Origin of the sequence: Altericroceibacterium spongiae, from assembly GCF_003610805.1 — a bacterium.
Taxonomy (GTDB): domain Bacteria; phylum Pseudomonadota; class Alphaproteobacteria; order Sphingomonadales; family Sphingomonadaceae; genus Altericroceibacterium; species Altericroceibacterium spongiae.
In genome coordinates this window covers 20388-39573 of sequence record NZ_RAPF01000014.1, presented here as the reverse complement: position 1 = coordinate 39573, position 19186 = coordinate 20388, and the positions used below count along the sequence as shown (strand labels likewise).

Below are 19186 nucleotides of genomic sequence, written 5' to 3'. Positions count from 1 at the left end.
AAAGCATTCTTGAGCTAAGAACGGGCCTTCATGAAACTGGCAGAGATCGATCTCAATCTGCTTTATGTGCTGTCATTGCTACTGCAGACACGCAGTGTAACCGGTACAGCGCGCAAACTGGGTGTGAGCCAGCCTGCCGTCAGCCGGTCACTGGCGCAGTTGCGCAATATTTTTCAGGACCCGCTGCTGTTGCGCACCAATCATGGGATGGAACTGACACAGCGGGCGGAGGAATTACTGTCACCTTTGCAGGACTGGCGGCTGCAGACATCCTCCCTGCTCGACCGGCACGATTTTGAACCCCGGCTGCTCGATCGCACCTTTCGCATCGCTTCCACCGATTATGGTATGATGGCGATTCTCGCACCGGTCATGGAAGCCTTCCATCATCAGGCCCCTATGGCGGGGCTGGAGATCGTTCCGTTCAGCGATACTATGGTGTCCCGGCTCGGGGCCGGCGACCTCGATCTGATCGTGATTGGAGGCAGGCCTCGTTTTGCGGCTACTTATGAGAAGCATCTCTTTACCGATGAATGCGTCTGCATGATGCGCAGCGACCACCCCTTGTTAGGAGAAGCTCCGGATCGCTTAACGCTCGATCAGTTTCTCGCCTGGCCGCATGTCAGCATTCTGATCGGAGATTCGAATGACGATCCGGTGAACAGCTTTGTCGGCAGCAGGGCTGCAGAACGGCGAATTTGCGTCACGACGCCTTATTTTCACGGCGCAGTTCATTTCCTCCCCGGATCGGATGCCATCCTTACACTACCTAAAAGGCTCGCTCTGACGCTTGCAGGGGATGACCGGATAGTAATGCGCAAAGCGCCCGCTTCCTTTCCCGATTTCGATTATTGGGTCCTCTGGCACGAGCGCAATCGCCGCGATGCGGCAGCCATGTGGATCGTGGATCTGCTGGCTGAAGCCGGACAGTCCCTCAGCACATAATCGATATTCGCTTTTGATATTGGCTTTTCAGGACAGTCGCTGACATCTGCGCCTGCGACGCATTCGCAATATCAAAAGGGGGATACTCATAATGTGTTGCAGCCTGATTACTGCATACCGAATGGGCGCGGCTCATTCCTTCGTCTCACATGACAACAACTATCCCATGCCGGGAGTTGCCTGAAGATGAGATTTAACCACTATTTCCGTCGTTCATTGCTGATCGGAAGTGCCGCAATTCTAAGTGCCGGTTTTGCGAGTACAGCGCTCGCCGACGAAGCCCCTGCCGCCAGCGATGCCGCCGCGCCCGAGCTTGACGTGGATGAGGATGAAATCGTCGTCACAGCCACCGCAACCGGTGTCAATTTGCGCGATGCGCCTGCTTCTATCGCCGTCATCACGCATGAGGAAATCGAACGGCAACCGGTCCAGAGCATTGGTGAATTGCTCGGCCGCCTTCCGGGTGTGACAGGCGGCATCAGTCCGACCGGCGCCATGTCGAAAATTTCCATCCGTGGCCTGCCCGACAATTACACTCTGATGCTTGTCGATGGCCGGCGGATCGGCAGTTCCCGCGATATTACCTACCGGCCCGATATGGGGCGTCAGGGTCTTAACTGGATTTCGCCCGATATGATCGAGCGGATCGAAGTCGTACGCGGTCCGATGTCGTCGATCTACGGGTCCGATGCTATGGGCGGTGTCATCAACATCATCACCCGCAAGATCGCTCCGACATGGCGCGGTTCAAGCAATTCGAGCTATACAAAACAGGAAGATGGCGACCGCGGGGATGCCTATCAGATCGGGCTGAATGTCCGCGGGCCGGTCACGCAAAATCTCGGTTTGCGCATTGGCGGAACCTATGCCCGCACCAATCCGGATGAAATGGACATTTCGGGCGATAATGGCACAGCCGGCGTCTCCAATTCCACACTTAACGGCCAGCTGAACTGGCAACCGGTCAAGGATCAGACCTTTTCTGTTGAAGCCAGCTATGGTGTTGAAGACCCTGTTGCCCCTTCGGAAACCGATGTGGATGGCGATACACAAAGCAGCTGGGGCGCCAAGACCGAACGTGTCAGCCTGCGCGCCGGACATGAAGGCAAATGGGGCTTCGGGACTTCGCGGATCGATATTTATCACAATACTTTCAAGAATGAAGATGAGTCTGCGGATGGCGGAACATCCGAATTCAAGGAAACCATTGTCGAAGCGCTGTTCAATTTCGAACTGTCCTTCCTCGCCCAGCACAAGATCGCTCTGGGCGGCCAGTATCGCGATGAAGAACTGACCAATACGAGAACGATCGGCACGATCCCGATCGATTACGATGGTAATGTCGTCGACGGAGCGACATTGTCCGGCGATACGGCAGCCATCTTCGCCGAAGATCAGATCACCCTGATGAAAGATCTCAATCTGACACTGGGTGGCCGTCTCGACCATCATCATCGCTATGGCAGCAATTTCAGCCCCCGCGCCTATGTGGTCTGGCATCCAATTGAGGCGGTAACGGTCAAAGGCGGTGTATCGCGCGGTTTCCGTGCACCCTCGCTCAAGGAAAACAGCGCCGGCGCTGCCACTTTCTCACGCGGGGGCGGTTGCGGCAGCCTGACCGGTCTCGGCTATACAAGCGGTGGCTGTTATATGGCCGGCAACCCTGATCTCGAACCGGAAAAGAGTACCAATTACGAAATCGGCCTGGCCTATGATTCCGCTCCTCTCAGTCTGAGCGCGACGTATTTCAACACCAAGTTCAAGAACAAGATCGAATATGCCCCGCTCGGCTATTTCGAAGGCTTGTGGTGGACGATGATGTCGAATGTCGAACGGGCCCGCACCGAAGGTGTGGAAATGACCGGCAAGGTCAAATTCCTGCCTTCCCTGTCGCTGCGAGGCAATGTGACCTGGATGGCAAAAGCCAAAAATCTCGACACGGGAGAGGATCTGATTACTGCGCCGGAATGGTCTGCTTTCAGTTCGCTCGACTGGAGCCCGAAGGAAGACGTCAATCTTTTCCTGACCGGGCAATATACAGGCAAACAACTGGGAGCTGCCGATACGATTACGAAAGGCTACTGGACCTTCGATCTGGGTTCGTCGATTGACGTTTCGGAGTCTGTGACTCTGCGTGCCGGCGTCCGCAACCTGTTCGACAAGATGATCACCGGCGATAGCGATTTCAGCTATTATTCTCCCGGCCGGCGTTATTTCATTGGTGTCACCTCGCGTTTTTGACCCGCGCGAGAGACCCATGGACTCCGCTCCTTTTGAAGGAGCGGAGTCTGCTTGTCAGCGCCTTGTCCGACGCCACCACGCCCAGACGCCGGTAACGACAAGAATTGCCAGCACAATACCGCTCAACGCTGTGAGCGCGCTCCCCAATTCTCCCAGAAGCAAGTTGTCATGCAGGTCGGCTATGACGCTGCGAACCCTCTGCCCACTCGCCCGATCGAGACCGGGCAAAATAGCCCACAGACGGGGGATGGAAAGCCAGATACCGCTCAGGGCAAGACACAGAATCGGAACAGACAGCCATGCTCCGGCCCAGCGATGCCACTCCAGCAGTCGCATCTTTCCTTTGCGCAAAGATGCCGGGAAAAGCTGCGCCTTCCAGCGACCCCGCCTTGGCCACCAGAGCCAGAGCCCTGTGACCGTTGAAACGGTCAGACCCAGCCCGATCAATGCCAGCAAAGGCCCGCCGATAAAAGACGGCAAAAACAGGCTGCGGTGCAGATTGACCGCTTTGGCAATCCACAAGTCATCGTAAATATAAAAGCCTCGCGCCTCTCCGGTAGCCGGGTCGAGAAAACCGACACCCATAGCCCGTTGCCGCCCCGCGATCATGCCAAAAGCCGTGATATTCGGACTGTCGAAAAAGCCTTCATGCGGTTCAGCCATGCCCATGATGTGGCTGATTTGCGGAAAAGATTGCTGTGCTGCCAATTGCAACTGGTCGCTGGAGAGGGGGGCACTTTGCACGGCGGGTATCCGGAACGGTTCCGGCCCCATTTCCCATCGCAATAATGGACTTTTCAAGGCCAGAACAGCGCCGGTCAGCGCAATCGGAACCAGCAGAATGGCAAGGCACAGCCCCAGCCAGCGGTGAACGGTCACCCATAGGCGCCGACCGTTCTGGCGGCGGGGCTTTTTAGTGCCGCGGCGTGACGGAGGGGTCATCTGTCCAGGCCTCATTGCCCTCTTGCGGCGTGATGAAGATCAGCCGGAGATCCTTTTGAATATGCGCCTGATGCGCTTCATTGCGCGCCAATATCAACAAGTCACCGGGGGCTGCGTCCTTTACAGTCGGCGATCCATCTTCGGAGAGGGCGGTAAAACACGCCCTCCCCTCGAGCACATAGAGAATCTCATCTCCGTCTCCGTGGCGTTCCCAGAAATGGTCGGTACTGCCTGCCGGTATATGCACAAGCCCGACCATGGCAGAACCTGAGACGGCAAACTGTCCCAGAATATCGGGCCCGGTGGGATCGATACCGCTCAAACGGTCGGGAACAGAGATTTTCTTCATGGTTCGCCCATCCGTTCCAGACGGCCAAGCCGCAATATTGGGCCCTGCAGATGATTTCCGGTCACGATATTGGTCTGATATTGCGCTGTGCGGCCATCGAGCGTGCCCCGCTCCAGCTCTGCGCGCATCATCGCAAAGCCGGTTGAGGAAATAAGATCGGGCACCTGACCTTCCGGATAGAGGCCGCGTTTGGCCGGCTCGGGCGGCACATCACGGATGCCGCCCAGAACAGTGAGGTCGAGAATGAGACGATTCCCTCGCCAGCGGCCCGAGCCGGTAACACCCAGTTCCGCATCCTGAAGCAGCATTTCGCCGCTTACCAGATAGTCGCCCGCCGGTGTCTGGACGAAACCCAGACGCAAAACCCCGCTTTCACCATCTTCCAGCGAGAGAGCCCAGCGCTCTTCACCGCGCCAGACAAGCCCATCAGCAGGCGCCGCTTCAGAGAAAGCCAGTGTGGGCTGGGCTGCAACAGGCTGGAATGTGCAGCAAAGCGCCATCATGGCCACGGGAAGAAGCTTTCTCATTTTGCTCCTCCCAGGCGATAACGCAGGCTCGCCATAATGGTCCGTTCCGTGCCGACACCACAGCTCGATGTCGAACAGCTTACATAATAATCCTTGTCGAACAGATTGGTCGCATTGAGCGATAAGCGCCATGAGCCCCAGTCATACCGCACCATCGCATCGACCAGCGCATAATCGGGCACACGGATGGTGTTGGCACTGTCGGCCCAGCTCGATCCGATATAGCGAAGGCCGCCGCCTATGCCAAAACCGGCCAATGGCCCTTCAGGGACATCGTAATCGGCCCAGAACGAAGCCATCCTCTCAGGTTTGCCCGTAGGATCCAGATCCGTTTCGCTATCGGTGAAATCCGCCAGTGTGACAGAGGCGGTAAGATTGAGCCCGGTAACCGGACGGGTCACCAGTTCGGCTTCGAAGCCTTTCGACCGCACTTCTCCGATCTGAATCTGATTGAGATCGTTCTCCGGATCGCGTGTCAGCACATTGCTTTGCGTGAGCCGATAGGCTGATAAAGCGAGATAGCTCTTCCACTCGGGCGGTTCGATCCTGAGCCCGGCTTCATACTGATCGGCCTCGCTGGGCTTATATGCATCTCCGTAGAAATCTGCACCGAGGATCGGATTGAAAGACGTCGCATAGCTGACATAGGGTGTCAGACCGGCCGGTCCGCGATAAACCGCCCCGACACGCCAGGTCGTGGCTTCATCATTCTGTTCGGTCCGCGCATCGTCCAACCGGTTGCGCGTGGTCGTGTCCGACCAGTCATGCCGGATGCTCCCCGACAATATCAGATCGGCATATCGAATGCTCTGTTCCGCATAGAGCCCGGTCTGATCGGAGCTCTGCAAGGTGCTCGAAAAGGGCGTAGTGGCCGGACCGTAAGGCTGACCATAGACCGGATCGAAAACATCGAGCGGCGGCGCTGCGCCTGCACGCAACCAGTAATCTTCCTTGGTGTGGCGATAATCCACGCCTACAAGACTATCCATCGCCAGCGGGCCGAGAGACCAGTCGCCGCTCAAATGATTGTCGCTGGCCCAGACCTGCCCATCGATGTCGAACCGATAGAATGACCGGTTGAGAATGCGCCCTTCGACCGGTGCCCCGCGTGCACTGACCGTTTCAGACAGAAACTGAGTCTTGCTGTACCGCGTTGAGGAGGCGAAACGCCAGGATGCGCCGATATCCTGATCCAGCAGTAAAGCGGCACGATATTGATTGCGGTGATTATCGACCCCGGGCTCATCGGTATAAAGATGGCGGTCGATTTTACCATTGGGATTGGGAAGGAGCGATCCCTGTGCCGGAAGTCCGGACATGGGCGGACCGTATTCTTCATAGGAATAGCTGGTAAGCAGCGTGATTTTGGTGCTGCTGCCCCGTGTCCAGGACAGGGCCGGGGCAATGTAAATCTTGTTATCGGGAATAAGGTCTATCTGTGTGTCGGCATCACGCGCCAAACCTGTCAGACGCACCGACACATCCTTTGAAACGGGGCCGCCGAGATCGAACTGACCCTGAATGCGATCGAAACTGCCGCCTTGCACGGCCACTTCGTAAAGCGGTGTATCGGTCGGCCGTTTGGTTATCATGTTGACCAGCCCGCCCGGAGCATTCTGGCCGTATAATACCGAAGCAGGGCCGCGCAGCACCTCGATCTGCTCCAGCCCGTAAGGCTCGGCCTTGGTATAGGTCTGCACCGTGGTAGCGCGCAGGCCATCCTGTAAAACGCCTGTGTTGATGATATCGAAGCCACGCAGCGAAATGCGATCATACCGGCCATTGGCAGAGGTGGAGCCGTTAAACACGCCGGCCTGATAGGCAATAGCCTGCGAGACCGTTTGGGCCGCCTGCACTTCGATTTGCTCGCGGCCGACAATCGACAATGATTGCGGCACTTCGCGTACCGGCGTGCCGCTTTTGGTTCCGGTCGCCGCTTCGAGCAGACCGGTTACGACGATTTCCCTGTCCGATGGAGACGCCAGCTCTTCCGCATGCACGGATGCGGCAACACAACTCAACGCAACCAGCGAAGCCGAGGCGCTCCAGCGTCCGATCGTGACGCGCCCGGCTCTTCTCTTTCGCAAATTCATCATATCCCCTGTGATGAGAGTTCAATGATTTGCGAATTAGTCGCAATAGCTTTCCGGTGAAATCGATAAGGCTTTCGCGCAAGCGACAAAGAGTTTCGCGTAAGCGTTGCCTGAGCGCTATCAGGGTCGAAGTGTGCTGGGTGCCACCCCGAAACGGCGGCGAAAGGCCGTTGCGAAAGCAGCCGGTGTATAGCCGACCTGCCATGCTGCCTGCGAGACACTCCAGGTTCCGCTGGCAATCATATGATGTGCCTGTTCCAGCCTTTCGGCCTTCAATAAAGCGCCTGGCGTGGCGCCAAACACATCCCGAAAACCATGCGTCAATTTGCGAATATTGAGACCGCTTCGGCGGGCCAGAGTGGCCATATCGGGCGCGGCATCGAGCCGTTCGAACAGCAGGTCACGCGCAAAATGGAGCCGCTCCATGTCATCCGCCGACCAGATTGCAGAAGGTTTGTCCGATATGTGAGGTCGAAAGATGTGATCCATCGCCAGTCCGCTCAGCTCCAGCGCTTTGCCTGTCGCATAGAGATGTGCACCGGGCTGGCGGAGACGAGGGCGCAGCATCTGCCGGGCGATGCTTTGCAGGAAACGCGGAGCAGCGCTGTGAAACAATACAGGCTCTGTTCGTGATCGGATAGCCGTGTCACGGAAGAAACGGTCCATATCGGCCCCGATCAATCCGTGCATGGCATCCTGTTCGATCGTGACAATCACATAATGCAGCGCCTGACCAGCATCGAAGCTCTGTGCAGCCATATGGCCGTCACGATCGAGGATGGCACACAGGCTCGGCCCCTTAATATCGCACAGGCCTTGTATGGGAATTTCGCATGTCAGGGCGCCTTGCAGCAGGACAACCAGCTTCAGGCCGCGATGGCAGCGTTCCTCCATCCGCGCCGCAGGCGGGTTGGCAATCATACCGCCCGATACGGTCATCGCCGTCTGGCTGGTAAACGACCAGACCGGCATGCTGGATTCTCGATCCTGAAACATGATAGCGAATATGTCTGCCATCGGCGATAAATGCAATCAATTCGCATTTTCACATCTTCTATGCGAGATAGCCAGCAGCACTCTGTCAAACAGCAATCTTCGCAAGTGCAGCATCTTGTACGGGCCAAAAGATCCGTTAAGATATGGGTTCGTTTATTGCTGTCCTAAGGCAGCAATAATGTCTGGCCTCCCTTATCGGAAGAAACTCGTGAAGCTACCCACTCGCAGCGTCGAAAAAATCTGGGGTCAGGACAGGCTGCCCGCGCCCTTCCCCGACACTGCGGGCAAACGTATCGGGGAAATCTGGTTCGAACCGCCAGCCATTCTGCCCCAGTTGCTAGGCAAATATATCTTCACCAGCGACAAATTATCGGTGCAGGTCCATCCCAGCGATACACAGACCGAAGCCGCAGGGCTCGGACGGCAGGGCAAAGAGGAATGCTGGCTGGTAATCGAGGCGGAACCGAATGCTGTTCTCGGCATCGGGCTCACGCAAAATGCCGATGCCCAAACCATTCGGCAGGCTGCGCTGGACGGATCGATCGAAACCATGCTCGACTGGCATCCGGTGCAGGCGGGAGACTTCTTTTATATCCCGGCCAATACGATCCATGCGATTGGTGGCGGGATCAGCCTGATCGAAATGCAGCAAAATAGCGATATTACCTACCGTCTCTACGATTACGGTCGCCCACGCGAACTACATCTCGATGAAGGCCTGTCCGTGGCCAGCGGCGAGCCTTATCCGGAGAAATATCACAAACGGATTTCGCTCGATGAAACGGCCAGTCTGACCAGCGGGCCTTATTTCCAGCTCGACCAGCTCGCCGGATTGCCGGATCAGGATATCAGCATCCGGTATACTGCGCCCTTTCTCATCCTCCCGACAAAGCAAGCCGTGACCGTCGATGGAGAAACCATAAACCCCGGCGAATGCGCTCTGGCATCATCGCTGGATGCGGTGCGCTTTGCGCCTGATGGCATCTGCCTGCTTGCACAGCCACTCTGAAGGCAGCGCGCTTTCACATGCAGCCCTGTACCTCAGCATAGATCCGGCCTTGCGCATAATGGCCAGCCTATCGCTGGCTGGCCATACGCAACATACGAGGAATAGCTGTGGAAATGCCCGAGACATGGTCTTCATCAGGCAATATCAGACAAGACATATTATCTCCCAATCGGGGCTTCAGCGTCTCACCCAGATCACGGACATTGCCAAACATATTGCGCCTTTTTCGGCGGGCGATGACATCTTCGCTTCCCGATGCTGCGGCCTGCCAGGGAGGCAAACTATCCTCCCATTCCCCAATCGTCAGCAATAGCCGCCGATCGGAAGAGGTTAGAGAGCCTGCCGCGTTGAAAATGCCGGTCTTGTCCCACCAAACAGACGGGCTGATCGCCGCATAGTTCCGGAAAAAAGCACCGTGATTGAGCATGGTCCACAGGACGAAATATCCGGCGAGAGAATGCCCGAATAAGGTCAGCCGTTTCAGATCCAGATTTACATGGCGCGATACGAAAGATGTCACTTCCTGGCGCAGAAAGTCGAGAAAGACGGGTGCGCCTCCGACCGTTCGCTCATCCCTAATCGGGCCGACAGGTATTGTCGTATAATCTCTCTGACGACGGGAAACGTCATAGGCCCCCTTCTCGCCAGAAATGCCGATAATGATCGCCGGTTCGACTCCGGTTGCATCAGGCCTTTTGGACATGCGGCGCATGGCTTCGACACAGGTGCCGAAACAGTTCGATGCATCGAGTAAAAAAATGGCAGGCCAGCCTGCTTTCACCGGCTCGCCATCAGGAAAAGCAATATCGATCTGATACACATCGCTATGCGCATGACTGGTCAGGGGAAAGCGCAGGGCATTAGGCAGAATGACTAGCTCATTTTCGCCGGAAACACCCCATTTCTTGTCACCGCCCTCATTCATCCTGTTCACTCATATTCGTTATCCACTTTGAGAATGCTTGTTGCACTTTACAATCAATAGCGATTTTATGACACCGGCCATGCCGATGAAGCGTGCAGGAGTCTATAAATGCCAAGCCCAGCCCCGAACAGAAACAAATCCGTTTTGCTCGGCGCAGCTGTGCTCGTGGCCCTCGCCCTGCTCGCCATTCTCATGTTCTGGCAGGGCGGAGAACAAAAAGACGGCTCTTCTTCCTCTGCTCCGGCAGAATTGACGGATATTAGCGGCCGTCCGATCACCATTGACGGACCTGTTCAATCGATCGCCATTGATGACAGTCGCTATCTGGTCGCGCTGGGACTGATCCATCCCGATCCGGTTTCGCTGCTGGCAGCCTGGCCGAAAGACGTCAATCGACTGGGAACCGACACTTATCAACGCTATCTCGCCAAATCTCCCGAACTGGCCGATCTGCCGGTCATTTCCAGCTCGGCGGGCAATTTCAACATGGAAGCGCTGCTGGCCGCCGCACCCGATGTCGCTCTGCTCTCGCTCGAAAGCGGCATAAGCGATGCCCAGATCGACCAGCTTGAAGCGGCCGGCATTCATGTCGTCATAGTAGACTTTTTCGTCAAACCTTTCGACAATCTCGAACCCAGTCTGCGCATTCTCGGCAAGCTGACCGGGCGCGAGCAGCAGGCGGAGGATTTCATCGCCTTTCGTGCCGAACATATGAAACGCATTGCCGACGCCGTGGCAAAACTACCCGCGTCAAACCGCCCGAAAGTGTTTCTGGAAGCTCATGCCGGCATCAGCAATGATTGCTGCAACTCGCCCGGCCGCGGCAATATCGGCGATTATATCGACTTTGTAGGCGGCCATAATATCGGTGCAGACGTTATCAGCCAGTCCTTCGGCAAGCTCAATCTCGAATATGTCATAGCACAGGACCCCAAGGTCTATATCACCACTGGCGGGCCGCATCTGGCCAAGGCAGGCGGGCTGGTGCTGGGCCCGGAATTCACCCCTGAGGAAGCCCGGGCATCGCTCGCCAAAGTCGCAGAACGGCGGGGTATTTCCGGACTGAGCGCTGTCGCCAGCGGCAACACGCATGGCTTCTCGCATCAGCTTATCAATTCACCGCTCGATATCGTCGCTATCGAAACATTCGCGAAATGGATTCATCCGGAAGTCTTTCCGGATATCGATCCGGCACAGACGCTCGAAACGATCAACAACCGTTTTCTCGCTGTGCCTTATGACGGAACTTACTGGGTCGATCTGCCCTGAAGCAGCGCTCTGCCTGAAACAATCACACCCCACCGCCGCGAGGCGTAACATCACACAAAAAACGTATAAAACAGGAGGACATTTATGACATTCCAAAACAGTCGGCTACGCCGGACAAGTCTGGCTCTGCTGACCGCAGGCTCTCTGTTTGTCGCCGGTGCAGCCAGCGCCGTGGCCCAAACCCCTTTCACAACGCTGGACAGCAAAACGGATGCACAAGTTCGTTTTTCTGCCTCTGATCGGGGTGCACCGGTCGAAGCCGGCAGCACAGTCAACGTTGCGGGCCGCGGTTTCGAACCCGGTCAGCAGGTGTCGCTGCTTTACGGCACCACACCGCTGGCGCAGGCCACTGCCAATGAAAAAGGCGAAATTGCCACCCAGATCACCATCCCGGCCAACGCCAGTGCCGGTATCTATCCTGTGGTCGTGCTGGTTCAGGAACCCTATTACGCCACGATTGCCGAACTGAAGGTTTCGCCGACCATTCCGCTGTCCGGACAGGATCAGTTCCAGATCAGCGAAGCGCAAGTGACCCGCGGGCTCTATCAATCGGCTTATAGTGCGAAAAACAATGCTATTTTCGTCACCTCTTCTGTCGGTCGGCCGCCGGTCAAAGAAGCGGCTTTGGTCAAGCTTGATGCCGATAGTCTGGATGTTCTGGCGCAGGTTACACCGGCTTCCGCGCCTGCCTCTGCGACACGGCCCGGCCGGGACCCCGGCCTTTATGCGGTTTATGGCGTGGGCGTGGACGATGCCCATGATACAGTATGGGTGACGAATACACGGCAGAACACGGTTGCGGTCTACAACCAGTCAGATCTGTCGCTCGTGAAGCAGTTCGCTCCCGATACGGTGGCCCATGCCCGTGATGTTCTGGTCGATGAAACGCTGAACAAGGCTTTTGCCAGCGCAACCGGCAAGCCCGAAGTGGTGGTGTTCGACACCGCCACGCCCGAAGTGTCAAAAACGATCACCATCGATTCGAAACAATGGGGTGAACAGTTTTCCTCCGCCAGCCTGTCGCTCGATCAGGATGCCCATCGCCTCTATGTGGCGAGCCTTTCGACCAATGAAGTGGCCGTTATCGACACGCAAAGCGATGAGGTGGAGAAAGTTCTGCCGGTTCCCGGTGCCAAGATGGCCATCGGAATCGCGCATGATCCCGGTACAAATCGCATTTTCGTAGCGGCTTCGGGCAGCGATAATCTTATCGTGCTCGATGGTGATACGGGCGATGTCATTGCCGATACGCCTATCGGGGCCATGCCGCTCAATGTTGCTTTCGATCCGCAGACCAATCACGTCTATGTCGCCAGTCGGGTCAGCGGCTCCATTGCCGTCGCCGATGTGAATGGAAACATCCTGGCCAATCTCGGCCCGGCACCCATGGCGAACCATGTTGCCCTCGGCAAAGACGGCGTGGTTTACGCGGTCGATAAATCTGCCGGCGCGCTTGATACCGAAGGTGACCGGGTACTGCGGATTTCACCGCGCAAGTGATCCCCCCTGACCGGAGCGACCCTCCCGCTCCGGTGCTTTTTTGAATTACCTTTCTGCTGCTCTTGCCTTCGGGTCAGAACGGGAATCACAGGCTTCCCACTGTAACTCAGCAATTTCCTAGAGAAATCCGCGGGCTACAGAATTTGTCCTTCGTAGCCCTGTAACTCGTCGCCACCAAGATGTCGAGCGAGCCCATCGCAGAGCGATGGGTCCATGACTTAAGCTGTGAGCATTGCACAATGGCAGGTCCAGCGCTGCGCGATAATGGTTGGCTCCACGCTGGCCCTGCCTCTTCCAGCGCTGTCGCTAAAGGGATTGCCCTGTCGACAGGTTCAGCGCGAGCCGCGAGATGCTCTCTGCGAGCTGGCCGATATGCCATCGGTCATTTCCGTCGGTCCTTCGTCTTCTAACCAGCGATCGAATCTAGCCGCACCCCTAGTTGCCAGTGATGCTACCAGGCTACCGGCGAACCGGATCGGTCGAGACGTCGCGACGCCTACCACACCCTTAGTGGCCATCTCTGCCATGTTTACCGTCGTTCTCGCCGTGTGGACCGTTGCAGTGCTGAGGCCTTCCGCCAGCGACTCTAGCGCATCACCGGTTTCCTTGTATTTTGTAGATGCGCTACGCACCCCGCTCAGCATAGCGAAGATTCCAACGCCGCCGACACCCGTAAGCACGGCATCCAGCGCTGTATCGCTAATGTCCAGCACTGTCCCGCCAAGCGCGAGATCGACCACATCGGTCAGATCCTCATTGGAATATCCTCCATCGAGTGAACCGGTGATACTGGCGACTTCTGACGTGCTGATAACGGGGATCCCATCGGCGATGGTATCAATATAACTTGCGCTATCGGTGGCCTTGATCTGATAGGCGACACCGTCAATGACGATGTCCGTGTCGGGATGGTTGAAGTGTTCGTGAAGTTCCCCTCCGAAGCTTGATTCTACGTGGGCCTCAAAAAGCGCGCCTTTGGCGAGGCTGGCCAGTCCAGCAAGTTCAGGTCCTGTCATGGTCAAGGTATCGAACCAGATTTCGGTATCGGTCATATCGGCGTAGTTGCCGTTGACCTCGCGCAGGCTGTCGTAAACGCTTCCAGCCTGACTGATATCGCCCCACGCTGAGACTGCCACAGATAAGGCCGAGAGCATGAGCGCCCCTTGCACAACGCGCTGTTCGTCGAAATTGTTAGTAGGAGCAGCCGGAATACAGGCGATAGCTTCCCTCTGAATATCGCGGGTTCGTCGTTCGACGCGGTCGGTTAGATCGTGAAAATAGCTTTCGGTCTTGGCGATGTCGCCTGAAGCAATGAGCTTCTGTCGGGCCGCCTTCAGTTGCTCAACTTTCTCCTCGACGTCTTCGAAATCCGGACGAGTAAGGTCGAACCACCACTTGAGGCGTCTACTTTCTCGCTCTGCGTCCAATCGCTTCTCCGCATCGGCCTTAAGCTTGATGAGATTCTCGATCGCATCACTGATCGTTCGCTCAGCCTTGATCGCCGGCGATTCCGAACGCTGTAGTTCGACCTGTGGCAGGACTATCTTTCTCGCGTTCTCGCAGAGCTCCCTGATCCTCCGGCTGCGTTCATTGCGGACCTCCACTTCAAGAACACGCTCGAGGTGATGTGCAATTTGCGGACTAGAAGCGGCATATAGGGCGCGAATGGCTGGATCCGTTTCGGCGGACATGCGAAGATCATGAATTAGGTTTCGGATGCCCTCAGAAGAAGTCGAACCTAATGCTGCAGCAATTTCTCGCTCGGCTGAAATGAAACGCTGAAGCCTGAATTTCGAACGACTGGCAACCCAGAACGCCGCGAGCAACGCCAAGCTGAGCAACCCTCCAAGGGCAATGATCAGGTGGCTATCGAGCGAGGTCCAGTCGAGCAGGGAAGCCAACGCAATCGACGTCAGAGTTACACCAGCGATGGACCACGTGACGCGTCTCCAAAAAGTAGCGCTGGTCATCGAACAGCGCCTCGCGGGCAGCCGCATAGGTTGAGGGCATAATACCTCCTTGGGCGCAGAAGCACCGGGTTGAAAAACGAAGATGACTTGTTGAGTGGGCGGCCTAGGGTCTGTGGGGATTCACCGGGAATTGATGATGGCGGCGGCCAGATAGATCATGGCTGAGAAGCTGTGATCGGTTTTGCAGGCGCGCATGGCGACACGTTTGAACTCCTTGAGCTTGCAGAAGAAGTTTTCGATCAGATGCCGCCATTTGTACATTTCGGCGTCGACCGGGAGTTTGAGTGCCCGAGCGGGACGTTGTGAGATCACGACCTTGGTACCACGCCTGTTGAGGTCCTCAACGATCCAGTTGGAGTCGTAGGCCTTGTCACCGAGCAAGGCCCCGAATTCGTGCCCCTCAATCAGAGGTGCGACACCGATCGTGTCGAAACGATGGCCCGGTAACAAGACGAAGCGCACGAGGTTGCCTAAGGCATCGGTCAGCGCCACGATCTTGGTTGTCATACCGCCTTTGGATCGGCCAATGGCCTGGCTCTGAGTCCCCCTTTTGCGCCCTGACCATGCCGGTGGACCTTGACGATCGTCGCGTCGATCATGGCGTACTCCATATCGGGTTCGTCCGACAGAGCGTCGAAAATACGTTTGAAAACATCGGCTTCACGCCAATCCCGGAACCGCCTGAACGCTGTACTCCAGTTCCCGAACAAGACAGGCAAGTCGCGCCATGGGCTGCCCGTCCGGGCAATCCACAATACTGCCTCCAGAAACAGGCGGTTGTTCCGGCCGCTACGCCCTGGATCAGTCGCCTTACCAAGACAGTGTGGTTCGATCTTCGCCCATTGGGCATCGGTCAAGACAAAGCGTTCCATCCAGAGTGTGAATCACACTCCGCACAAAATGGGAATCCCAAATCCCCACAAGCCCTAGGCGGATGGCTTTGGTGCGGTAGATCGTCTGCATTGATGTTCCCCCAATGTTCTGAATGACGTGGGAGGTTCATCACTGAACTTCAAGCGCTTGTTGGAAATGTCCCAGTCAAAAACATAATACGTGAAGGGCTCCCCACAGTTACACCTGCAGGAAGCCCTAACTCATTCAATCTGATGCCGTTAATTTAGTTACGGTCAATTTGTGAGAATTCGTATAATCCTCAGGCTCTTACTTCAGGATAGTTACGGAACCCCACATACCCGTCGCTAGAGCGGCAGAATATCGTCTATATCAATGTGCAATCCGGCATTTTGCGGGGAAACCCGGCCGGACACTCTGTAAACATCGGCCAGTACTCTGTCGGTCACGGCCTCGGCAGGCGGACCATCTGCCGCCACTTTTCCTCCTGACAGAACCACGATCCTGTCGGACCAGCGGGCGGCAATGGTCAGATCATGCAGGACCATCAGGATAATCATGCCCATTTCCCGCGCCAGATCGCGCACCAGCTTCATCACGCGAAGCTGATAATGCAGATCGAGCGCGCTGATCGGCTCATCGAGCAGCAGAACCTGCGGGCTTCGCACCAGCGCCTGAGCGAGCGAGGCAAGCTGGCGCTGGCCGCCGGAGAGGCTGTCCAGTCCGGACATGGCGAGATGGCCGATACCGACCCGCTCGATTACATCCATCGCTCGTTCGAGCACGGCTTGATCGCTTTCCAGACTGTCGCTGACAGGGGACGCGCGAACCGCGCCGATCACCGCTTCGAGCACGCTCAGCGCCACGCGTTGCGGCAGGCTTTGCGGCATATAGGTGACATGGCGGGCATGGTCGGCGAGCGGAAGAGACAATAATTCGCGGTGCCCCAGTTGCACTGAACCATGGGCCTGTTGCAAACCGGCGAGCGAGCGGAGCAGGGTTGTCTTACCGGCGGCATTGGGGCCGATCAGCGAAACGACCTGCCCCGGCAAAATCGCCGGGAGTGACAGGTTTTCGATAATTTTCCGTCCCGAATATCCGGTGGAAATATCTGAAATTACGAGCTTTTCATCATGAAGCGCCATCAAACACGCTCCGGCCGGCGCATGATGAGAAGGAGGAAAACCGGCACGCCGATCATGGATGTGACGATCCCCACCGGCAGCAGCACGCCGGGCACCAGCACTTTGCTCAGCACCGAAGCGAGCGACATTATGAGCGCGCCGGTCAGCATGGAAGCAGGCAGAAGGAAGCGGTGATCTTCACCCAGCAGGAGCCGCGCAATATGCGGGCCGACAAGGCCGATAAAACCGATCGTGCCGACAAAGGCGACTGCCGTGGCAGACAGGGCGCTGATCCGCAAAAGCGATAAAAAACGCAATCTTTTCACATCGATACCGAAACTGCGCGCCCGGTCTTCGCCGAGCCGCAAAGCGGTCAGCGCATGGGCTGCGCGGATCGAGAAGGGAACGGTCAGCGCCACCACCAGGGCCAGCACGGCAAGGTTGTTCCAAGTCGCGCGGGTCAGCGATCCCATGCCCCAGAAGACCAGTTGGGAGAGCGCTTCCTGCGAGGCGACAAACTGTATCAGCGCCACCAGCGCATTGAAAGTGAAGACCAGCGCGATGCCGAAAAGCACCACACCTTCCATTCCCGCGGCCCGGCTGCGCGCCAGCGCTTCGAGGAGCAGAACGGAACCGAACGAGGCCAGAAAGGCGTTGAACGGGACCATCCAGTCCCCTGGAATGAACGGAAGGCTCAGACCGAGCACAATGGCCAGCGCCGCCCCGAAGGATGCCGCCGAAGAAACACCCAGCGTGAAAGGCGATGCCAGCGGATTGTTGAGCACCGTCTGCATTTCGGTTCCTGCAAGCGACAGAGCCGCCCCTACCAGCAGCGCCATCAGCGCATAAGGCAGACGCACATCGCGAATGATCGTCTGTTGCGGCAGGCTGAGCTGATCGGGCGTGAACAGGCCGCGCCAGACATCGATCAGCGGCAGCGAAGAAGGCCCGGTCGAAATATCGAGCGCGAAAGCCATCAGGCATAACAGGCCCATCCCCGCCACAATAGCGATCCGCCGCCGCACCTGGCGGCGATAGGCCGCCAGCGCCGCAGCGCGCATATCGCCGGAAGTCGCCATCGTCTCTTCGCCCGCCTGCAATGTTCTGTCCGTGCTCAGCGCCCTGTCTCCTGCCGCCCGATGATTATACCGCATGGGCCATCCATCTGTGGCCATGCCCCCGCCTGCCCTCTATAGGCATTGGCGGAAAAACCCTATCCCTGCGAGCCATTACTGCCCGGCTCGTCTGTCCGTATTGCAAGACCGCCGCCAGAAGGATCTTCTCTTGAAAACACTCGCCGCCATCGACGCTTTTCATTCCGACATGACCGAGTGGCGACACGATTTCCACCGCCATCCCGAATTGTCTTTCGAAGAAAAGCGCACATCGGGCATCGTGGCCGAAAAATTGCGCCGGTTCGGGCTCGCTCCGGTGGAAGGGATCGGCGGAACCGGCGTAGTTGCGGTGGTGGATAGCGGTAGGCCGGGGCAAAGCATCGCCCTGCGCGCCGATATGGATGCGCTGCCGATGGACGATCTGGCGGGTACATCTTATCATTCGCATATCGAAGGCGTGGCCCATACTTGCGGGCATGACGGGCACACCGCTTCGCTGCTGGGTGTAGCGCGCTGGCTGGCCGATAATCCGCCGGCAAGCGGCAAAGTGGTGCTGATCTTTCAGCCTGCCGAAGAAAACGGGCTGGGTGCACAGGCGATGATCGCCGACGGGCTGCTGGAACGTTTTCCCTTCGACGAAGTCTATGCCTTTCACAATATGCCGCTGCTCGAACCGGGGCAGGCCGGTGTGAGCACCGGGCCCACGCTTAACGGTTACATTATCTGGGATATCACCATCGCAGGCGAAGGCGGCCATGGCGCGGCCTTTTTCAAGGCGACCGACCCGCTGCAGGCCGCTGCGCGGCTTGCCAGCGAAATCTCTTCGATCGTCGGGCGCTATCTCGATCCGGCAGAAGCGGGGCTGATAACGGTCTGTTCGATGCAGGCGGGCAGCTCGCATAATATCATTCCCGCTTCCGCTTCGCTCGGCGGGACGCTGCGGGCGGTCAAACCCGAAGTGATCGATCTGCTTTACACCCGGCTCGAAAAAGCCTGCGAAGGCATCGCTGCGATGAGCGGCTGCACCATCACATGCAAGCGACTGGCCGAAGTGCCCCCTTGCGTCAATGCGCCCGAAGGGGCGGCGCGCGCCGCGCAGGCCTGCGCCGAAGTGGTCGGCGCGGACAATGTGCTGCGCGACCATTCGCCCTTCCCCTTTACCGATGATTTCGCGCTGTTTCTGCAGGCCGCACCGGGGGCCTATATGTTCTTCGGTCAGAACAGCGCCATGTGCCATAATCCCGCCTATGATTTCGACGATACGCTGCTGCCTGTGGCGGCAAGCATTTTTGCCAGGCTGATCCAGCAGCGCCTCGGCTGAAGGCTGGC

The 19186-nt window shown here is 57.3% G+C and carries 16 protein-coding genes; 6 read left to right on the top strand and 10 right to left on the bottom strand.

What is annotated here, in order from left to right; translation table 11 throughout:
- Positions 1-30 precede the first annotated feature (30 nt).
- Together D6851_RS16420 and D6851_RS16415 are read left to right on the top strand one after the other, a co-directional pair.
- Complete coding sequence (locus D6851_RS16420) at positions 31-945, top strand: LysR family transcriptional regulator (RefSeq protein ID WP_120325990.1); 915 nt, start codon at positions 31-33, stop codon at positions 943-945.
- 186 nt (positions 946-1131) lie between these two features.
- Entirely contained in the window at positions 1132-3186 is a 2055-nt protein-coding gene (locus tag D6851_RS16415; RefSeq protein ID WP_120325989.1) for a TonB-dependent receptor domain-containing protein, read from the top strand.
- Positions 3187-3240: 54 nt separating this feature from the next.
- Here D6851_RS16415 and D6851_RS16410 read toward each other — a convergent pair whose 3' ends face one another.
- The 5 genes from D6851_RS16410 to D6851_RS16390 form a co-directional block, all read right to left on the bottom strand.
- Positions 3241-4128: a PepSY-associated TM helix domain-containing protein gene (locus D6851_RS16410; RefSeq protein ID WP_183030153.1), complete on the bottom strand. Its 888-nt coding sequence runs from the start codon at positions 4126-4128 to the stop codon at positions 3241-3243.
- Positions 4100-4477 carry a cupin domain-containing protein gene (locus D6851_RS16405; protein ID WP_120325987.1) on the bottom strand — a complete coding sequence of 126 codons (378 nt, stop codon included), beginning with the start codon at positions 4475-4477 and terminating at the stop codon, positions 4100-4102. The genes D6851_RS16410 and D6851_RS16405 overlap by 29 nt, the downstream gene beginning before the upstream one ends.
- On the bottom strand, positions 4474-5004 hold the full coding sequence (locus D6851_RS16400) for a hypothetical protein (protein WP_120325986.1): 531 nt from the start codon (positions 5002-5004) through the stop codon (positions 4474-4476). The genes D6851_RS16405 and D6851_RS16400 overlap by 4 nt, the downstream gene beginning before the upstream one ends.
- Complete coding sequence (locus D6851_RS16395) at positions 5001-7100, bottom strand: TonB-dependent siderophore receptor (protein ID WP_120325985.1); 2100 nt, start codon at positions 7098-7100, stop codon at positions 5001-5003. The genes D6851_RS16400 and D6851_RS16395 overlap by 4 nt, the downstream gene beginning before the upstream one ends.
- 117 nt (positions 7101-7217) lie before the next feature.
- Positions 7218-8069 (bottom strand): helix-turn-helix domain-containing protein, encoded by an 852-nt coding sequence (locus D6851_RS16390; RefSeq protein WP_183030152.1) that lies wholly within the window; start codon positions 8067-8069, stop codon positions 7218-7220.
- A 202-nt stretch (positions 8070-8271) separates the two neighbouring features.
- Here D6851_RS16390 and D6851_RS16385 point away from each other — a divergent pair, with 202 nt between their 5' ends.
- Positions 8272-9102, top strand: a complete 831-nt coding sequence (locus tag D6851_RS16385) for a class I mannose-6-phosphate isomerase (RefSeq protein ID WP_120325983.1) — start codon at positions 8272-8274, stop codon at positions 9100-9102.
- A gap of 67 nt (positions 9103-9169) precedes the next feature.
- Here D6851_RS16385 and D6851_RS16380 read toward each other — a convergent pair whose 3' ends face one another.
- A complete protein-coding gene (locus D6851_RS16380; RefSeq protein WP_120325982.1) occupies positions 9170-10027 on the bottom strand; it encodes an alpha/beta hydrolase in 858 nt (285 codons plus the stop codon).
- Positions 10028-10135: 108 nt separating this feature from the next.
- On the opposite strand from D6851_RS16380, the gene D6851_RS16375 reads away from it, so the two are divergent.
- Together D6851_RS16375 and D6851_RS16370 are read left to right on the top strand one after the other, a co-directional pair.
- A complete protein-coding gene (locus tag D6851_RS16375) occupies positions 10136-11296 on the top strand; it encodes an ABC transporter substrate-binding protein (protein WP_120325981.1) in 1161 nt (386 codons plus the stop codon).
- 84 nt (positions 11297-11380) lie between these two features.
- Complete coding sequence (locus tag D6851_RS16370; protein ID WP_120325980.1) at positions 11381-12796, top strand: YncE family protein; 1416 nt, start codon at positions 11381-11383, stop codon at positions 12794-12796.
- A 332-nt stretch (positions 12797-13128) separates the two neighbouring features.
- Here the strand turns inward: D6851_RS16370 and D6851_RS16365 are convergent, their stop codons facing one another.
- The 4 genes from D6851_RS16365 to D6851_RS16350 form a co-directional block, all read right to left on the bottom strand.
- A complete protein-coding gene (locus tag D6851_RS16365) occupies positions 13129-14766 on the bottom strand; it encodes an SPFH domain-containing protein (protein ID WP_120325979.1) in 1638 nt (545 codons plus the stop codon).
- Positions 14767-14886: 120 nt separating this feature from the next.
- A protein-coding gene (locus D6851_RS16360) for an IS5 family transposase (protein ID WP_120325978.1) occupies positions 14887-15638 on the bottom strand; the annotation gives its coding sequence in 2 pieces (ribosomal slippage) (positions 14887-15308 and positions 15308-15638; 753 coding nt in all).
- A 327-nt stretch (positions 15639-15965) separates the two neighbouring features.
- On the bottom strand, positions 15966-16763 hold the full coding sequence (locus tag D6851_RS16355) for an ABC transporter ATP-binding protein (protein ID WP_120325977.1): 798 nt from the start codon (positions 16761-16763) through the stop codon (positions 15966-15968).
- Complete coding sequence (locus tag D6851_RS16350; protein ID WP_238474172.1) at positions 16763-17917, bottom strand: FecCD family ABC transporter permease; 1155 nt, start codon at positions 17915-17917, stop codon at positions 16763-16765. The genes D6851_RS16355 and D6851_RS16350 overlap by 1 nt, the downstream gene beginning before the upstream one ends.
- A 109-nt stretch (positions 17918-18026) precedes the next feature.
- Between D6851_RS16350 and D6851_RS16345 the strand changes: the two genes are divergently transcribed.
- Positions 18027-19178 (top strand): amidohydrolase, encoded by a 1152-nt coding sequence (locus tag D6851_RS16345; RefSeq protein ID WP_120326002.1) that lies wholly within the window; start codon positions 18027-18029, stop codon positions 19176-19178.
- Positions 19179-19186 lie beyond the last annotated feature (8 nt).

Excerpts from the sequence above, each read along its gene's own strand:
- D6851_RS16365 (WP_120325979.1), bottom strand. The coding sequence starts at position 14,766 with ATGACCAGCGCTACTTTTTGGAGACGCGTCACGTGGTCCATCGCTGGT.
- D6851_RS16405 (WP_120325987.1), bottom strand. The coding sequence starts at position 4,477 with ATGAAGAAAATCTCTGTTCCCGACCGTTTGAGCGGTATCGATCCCACC.
- D6851_RS16420 (WP_120325990.1), top strand. The coding sequence starts at position 31 with ATGAAACTGGCAGAGATCGATCTCAATCTGCTTTATGTGCTGTCATTG.
- D6851_RS16410 (WP_183030153.1), bottom strand. The coding sequence starts at position 4,128 with ATGACCCCTCCGTCACGCCGCGGCACTAAAAAGCCCCGCCGCCAGAAC.
- D6851_RS16375 (WP_120325981.1), top strand. The coding sequence starts at position 10,136 with ATGCCAAGCCCAGCCCCGAACAGAAACAAATCCGTTTTGCTCGGCGCA.
- D6851_RS16395 (WP_120325985.1), bottom strand. The coding sequence starts at position 7,100 with ATGATGAATTTGCGAAAGAGAAGAGCCGGGCGCGTCACGATCGGACGC.
- D6851_RS16415 (WP_120325989.1), top strand. The coding sequence starts at position 1,132 with ATGAGATTTAACCACTATTTCCGTCGTTCATTGCTGATCGGAAGTGCC.
- D6851_RS16370 (WP_120325980.1), top strand. The coding sequence starts at position 11,381 with ATGACATTCCAAAACAGTCGGCTACGCCGGACAAGTCTGGCTCTGCTG.
- D6851_RS16400 (WP_120325986.1), bottom strand. The coding sequence starts at position 5,004 with ATGAGAAAGCTTCTTCCCGTGGCCATGATGGCGCTTTGCTGCACATTC.
- D6851_RS16390 (WP_183030152.1), bottom strand. The coding sequence starts at position 8,069 with ATGCCGGTCTGGTCGTTTACCAGCCAGACGGCGATGACCGTATCGGGC.
- D6851_RS16355 (WP_120325977.1), bottom strand. The coding sequence starts at position 16,763 with ATGGCGCTTCATGATGAAAAGCTCGTAATTTCAGATATTTCCACCGGA.
- D6851_RS16380 (WP_120325982.1), bottom strand. The coding sequence starts at position 10,027 with ATGAATGAGGGCGGTGACAAGAAATGGGGTGTTTCCGGCGAAAATGAG.
- D6851_RS16385 (WP_120325983.1), top strand. The coding sequence starts at position 8,272 with ATGTCTGGCCTCCCTTATCGGAAGAAACTCGTGAAGCTACCCACTCGC.
- D6851_RS16350 (WP_238474172.1), bottom strand. The coding sequence starts at position 17,917 with ATGGCCACAGATGGATGGCCCATGCGGTATAATCATCGGGCGGCAGGA.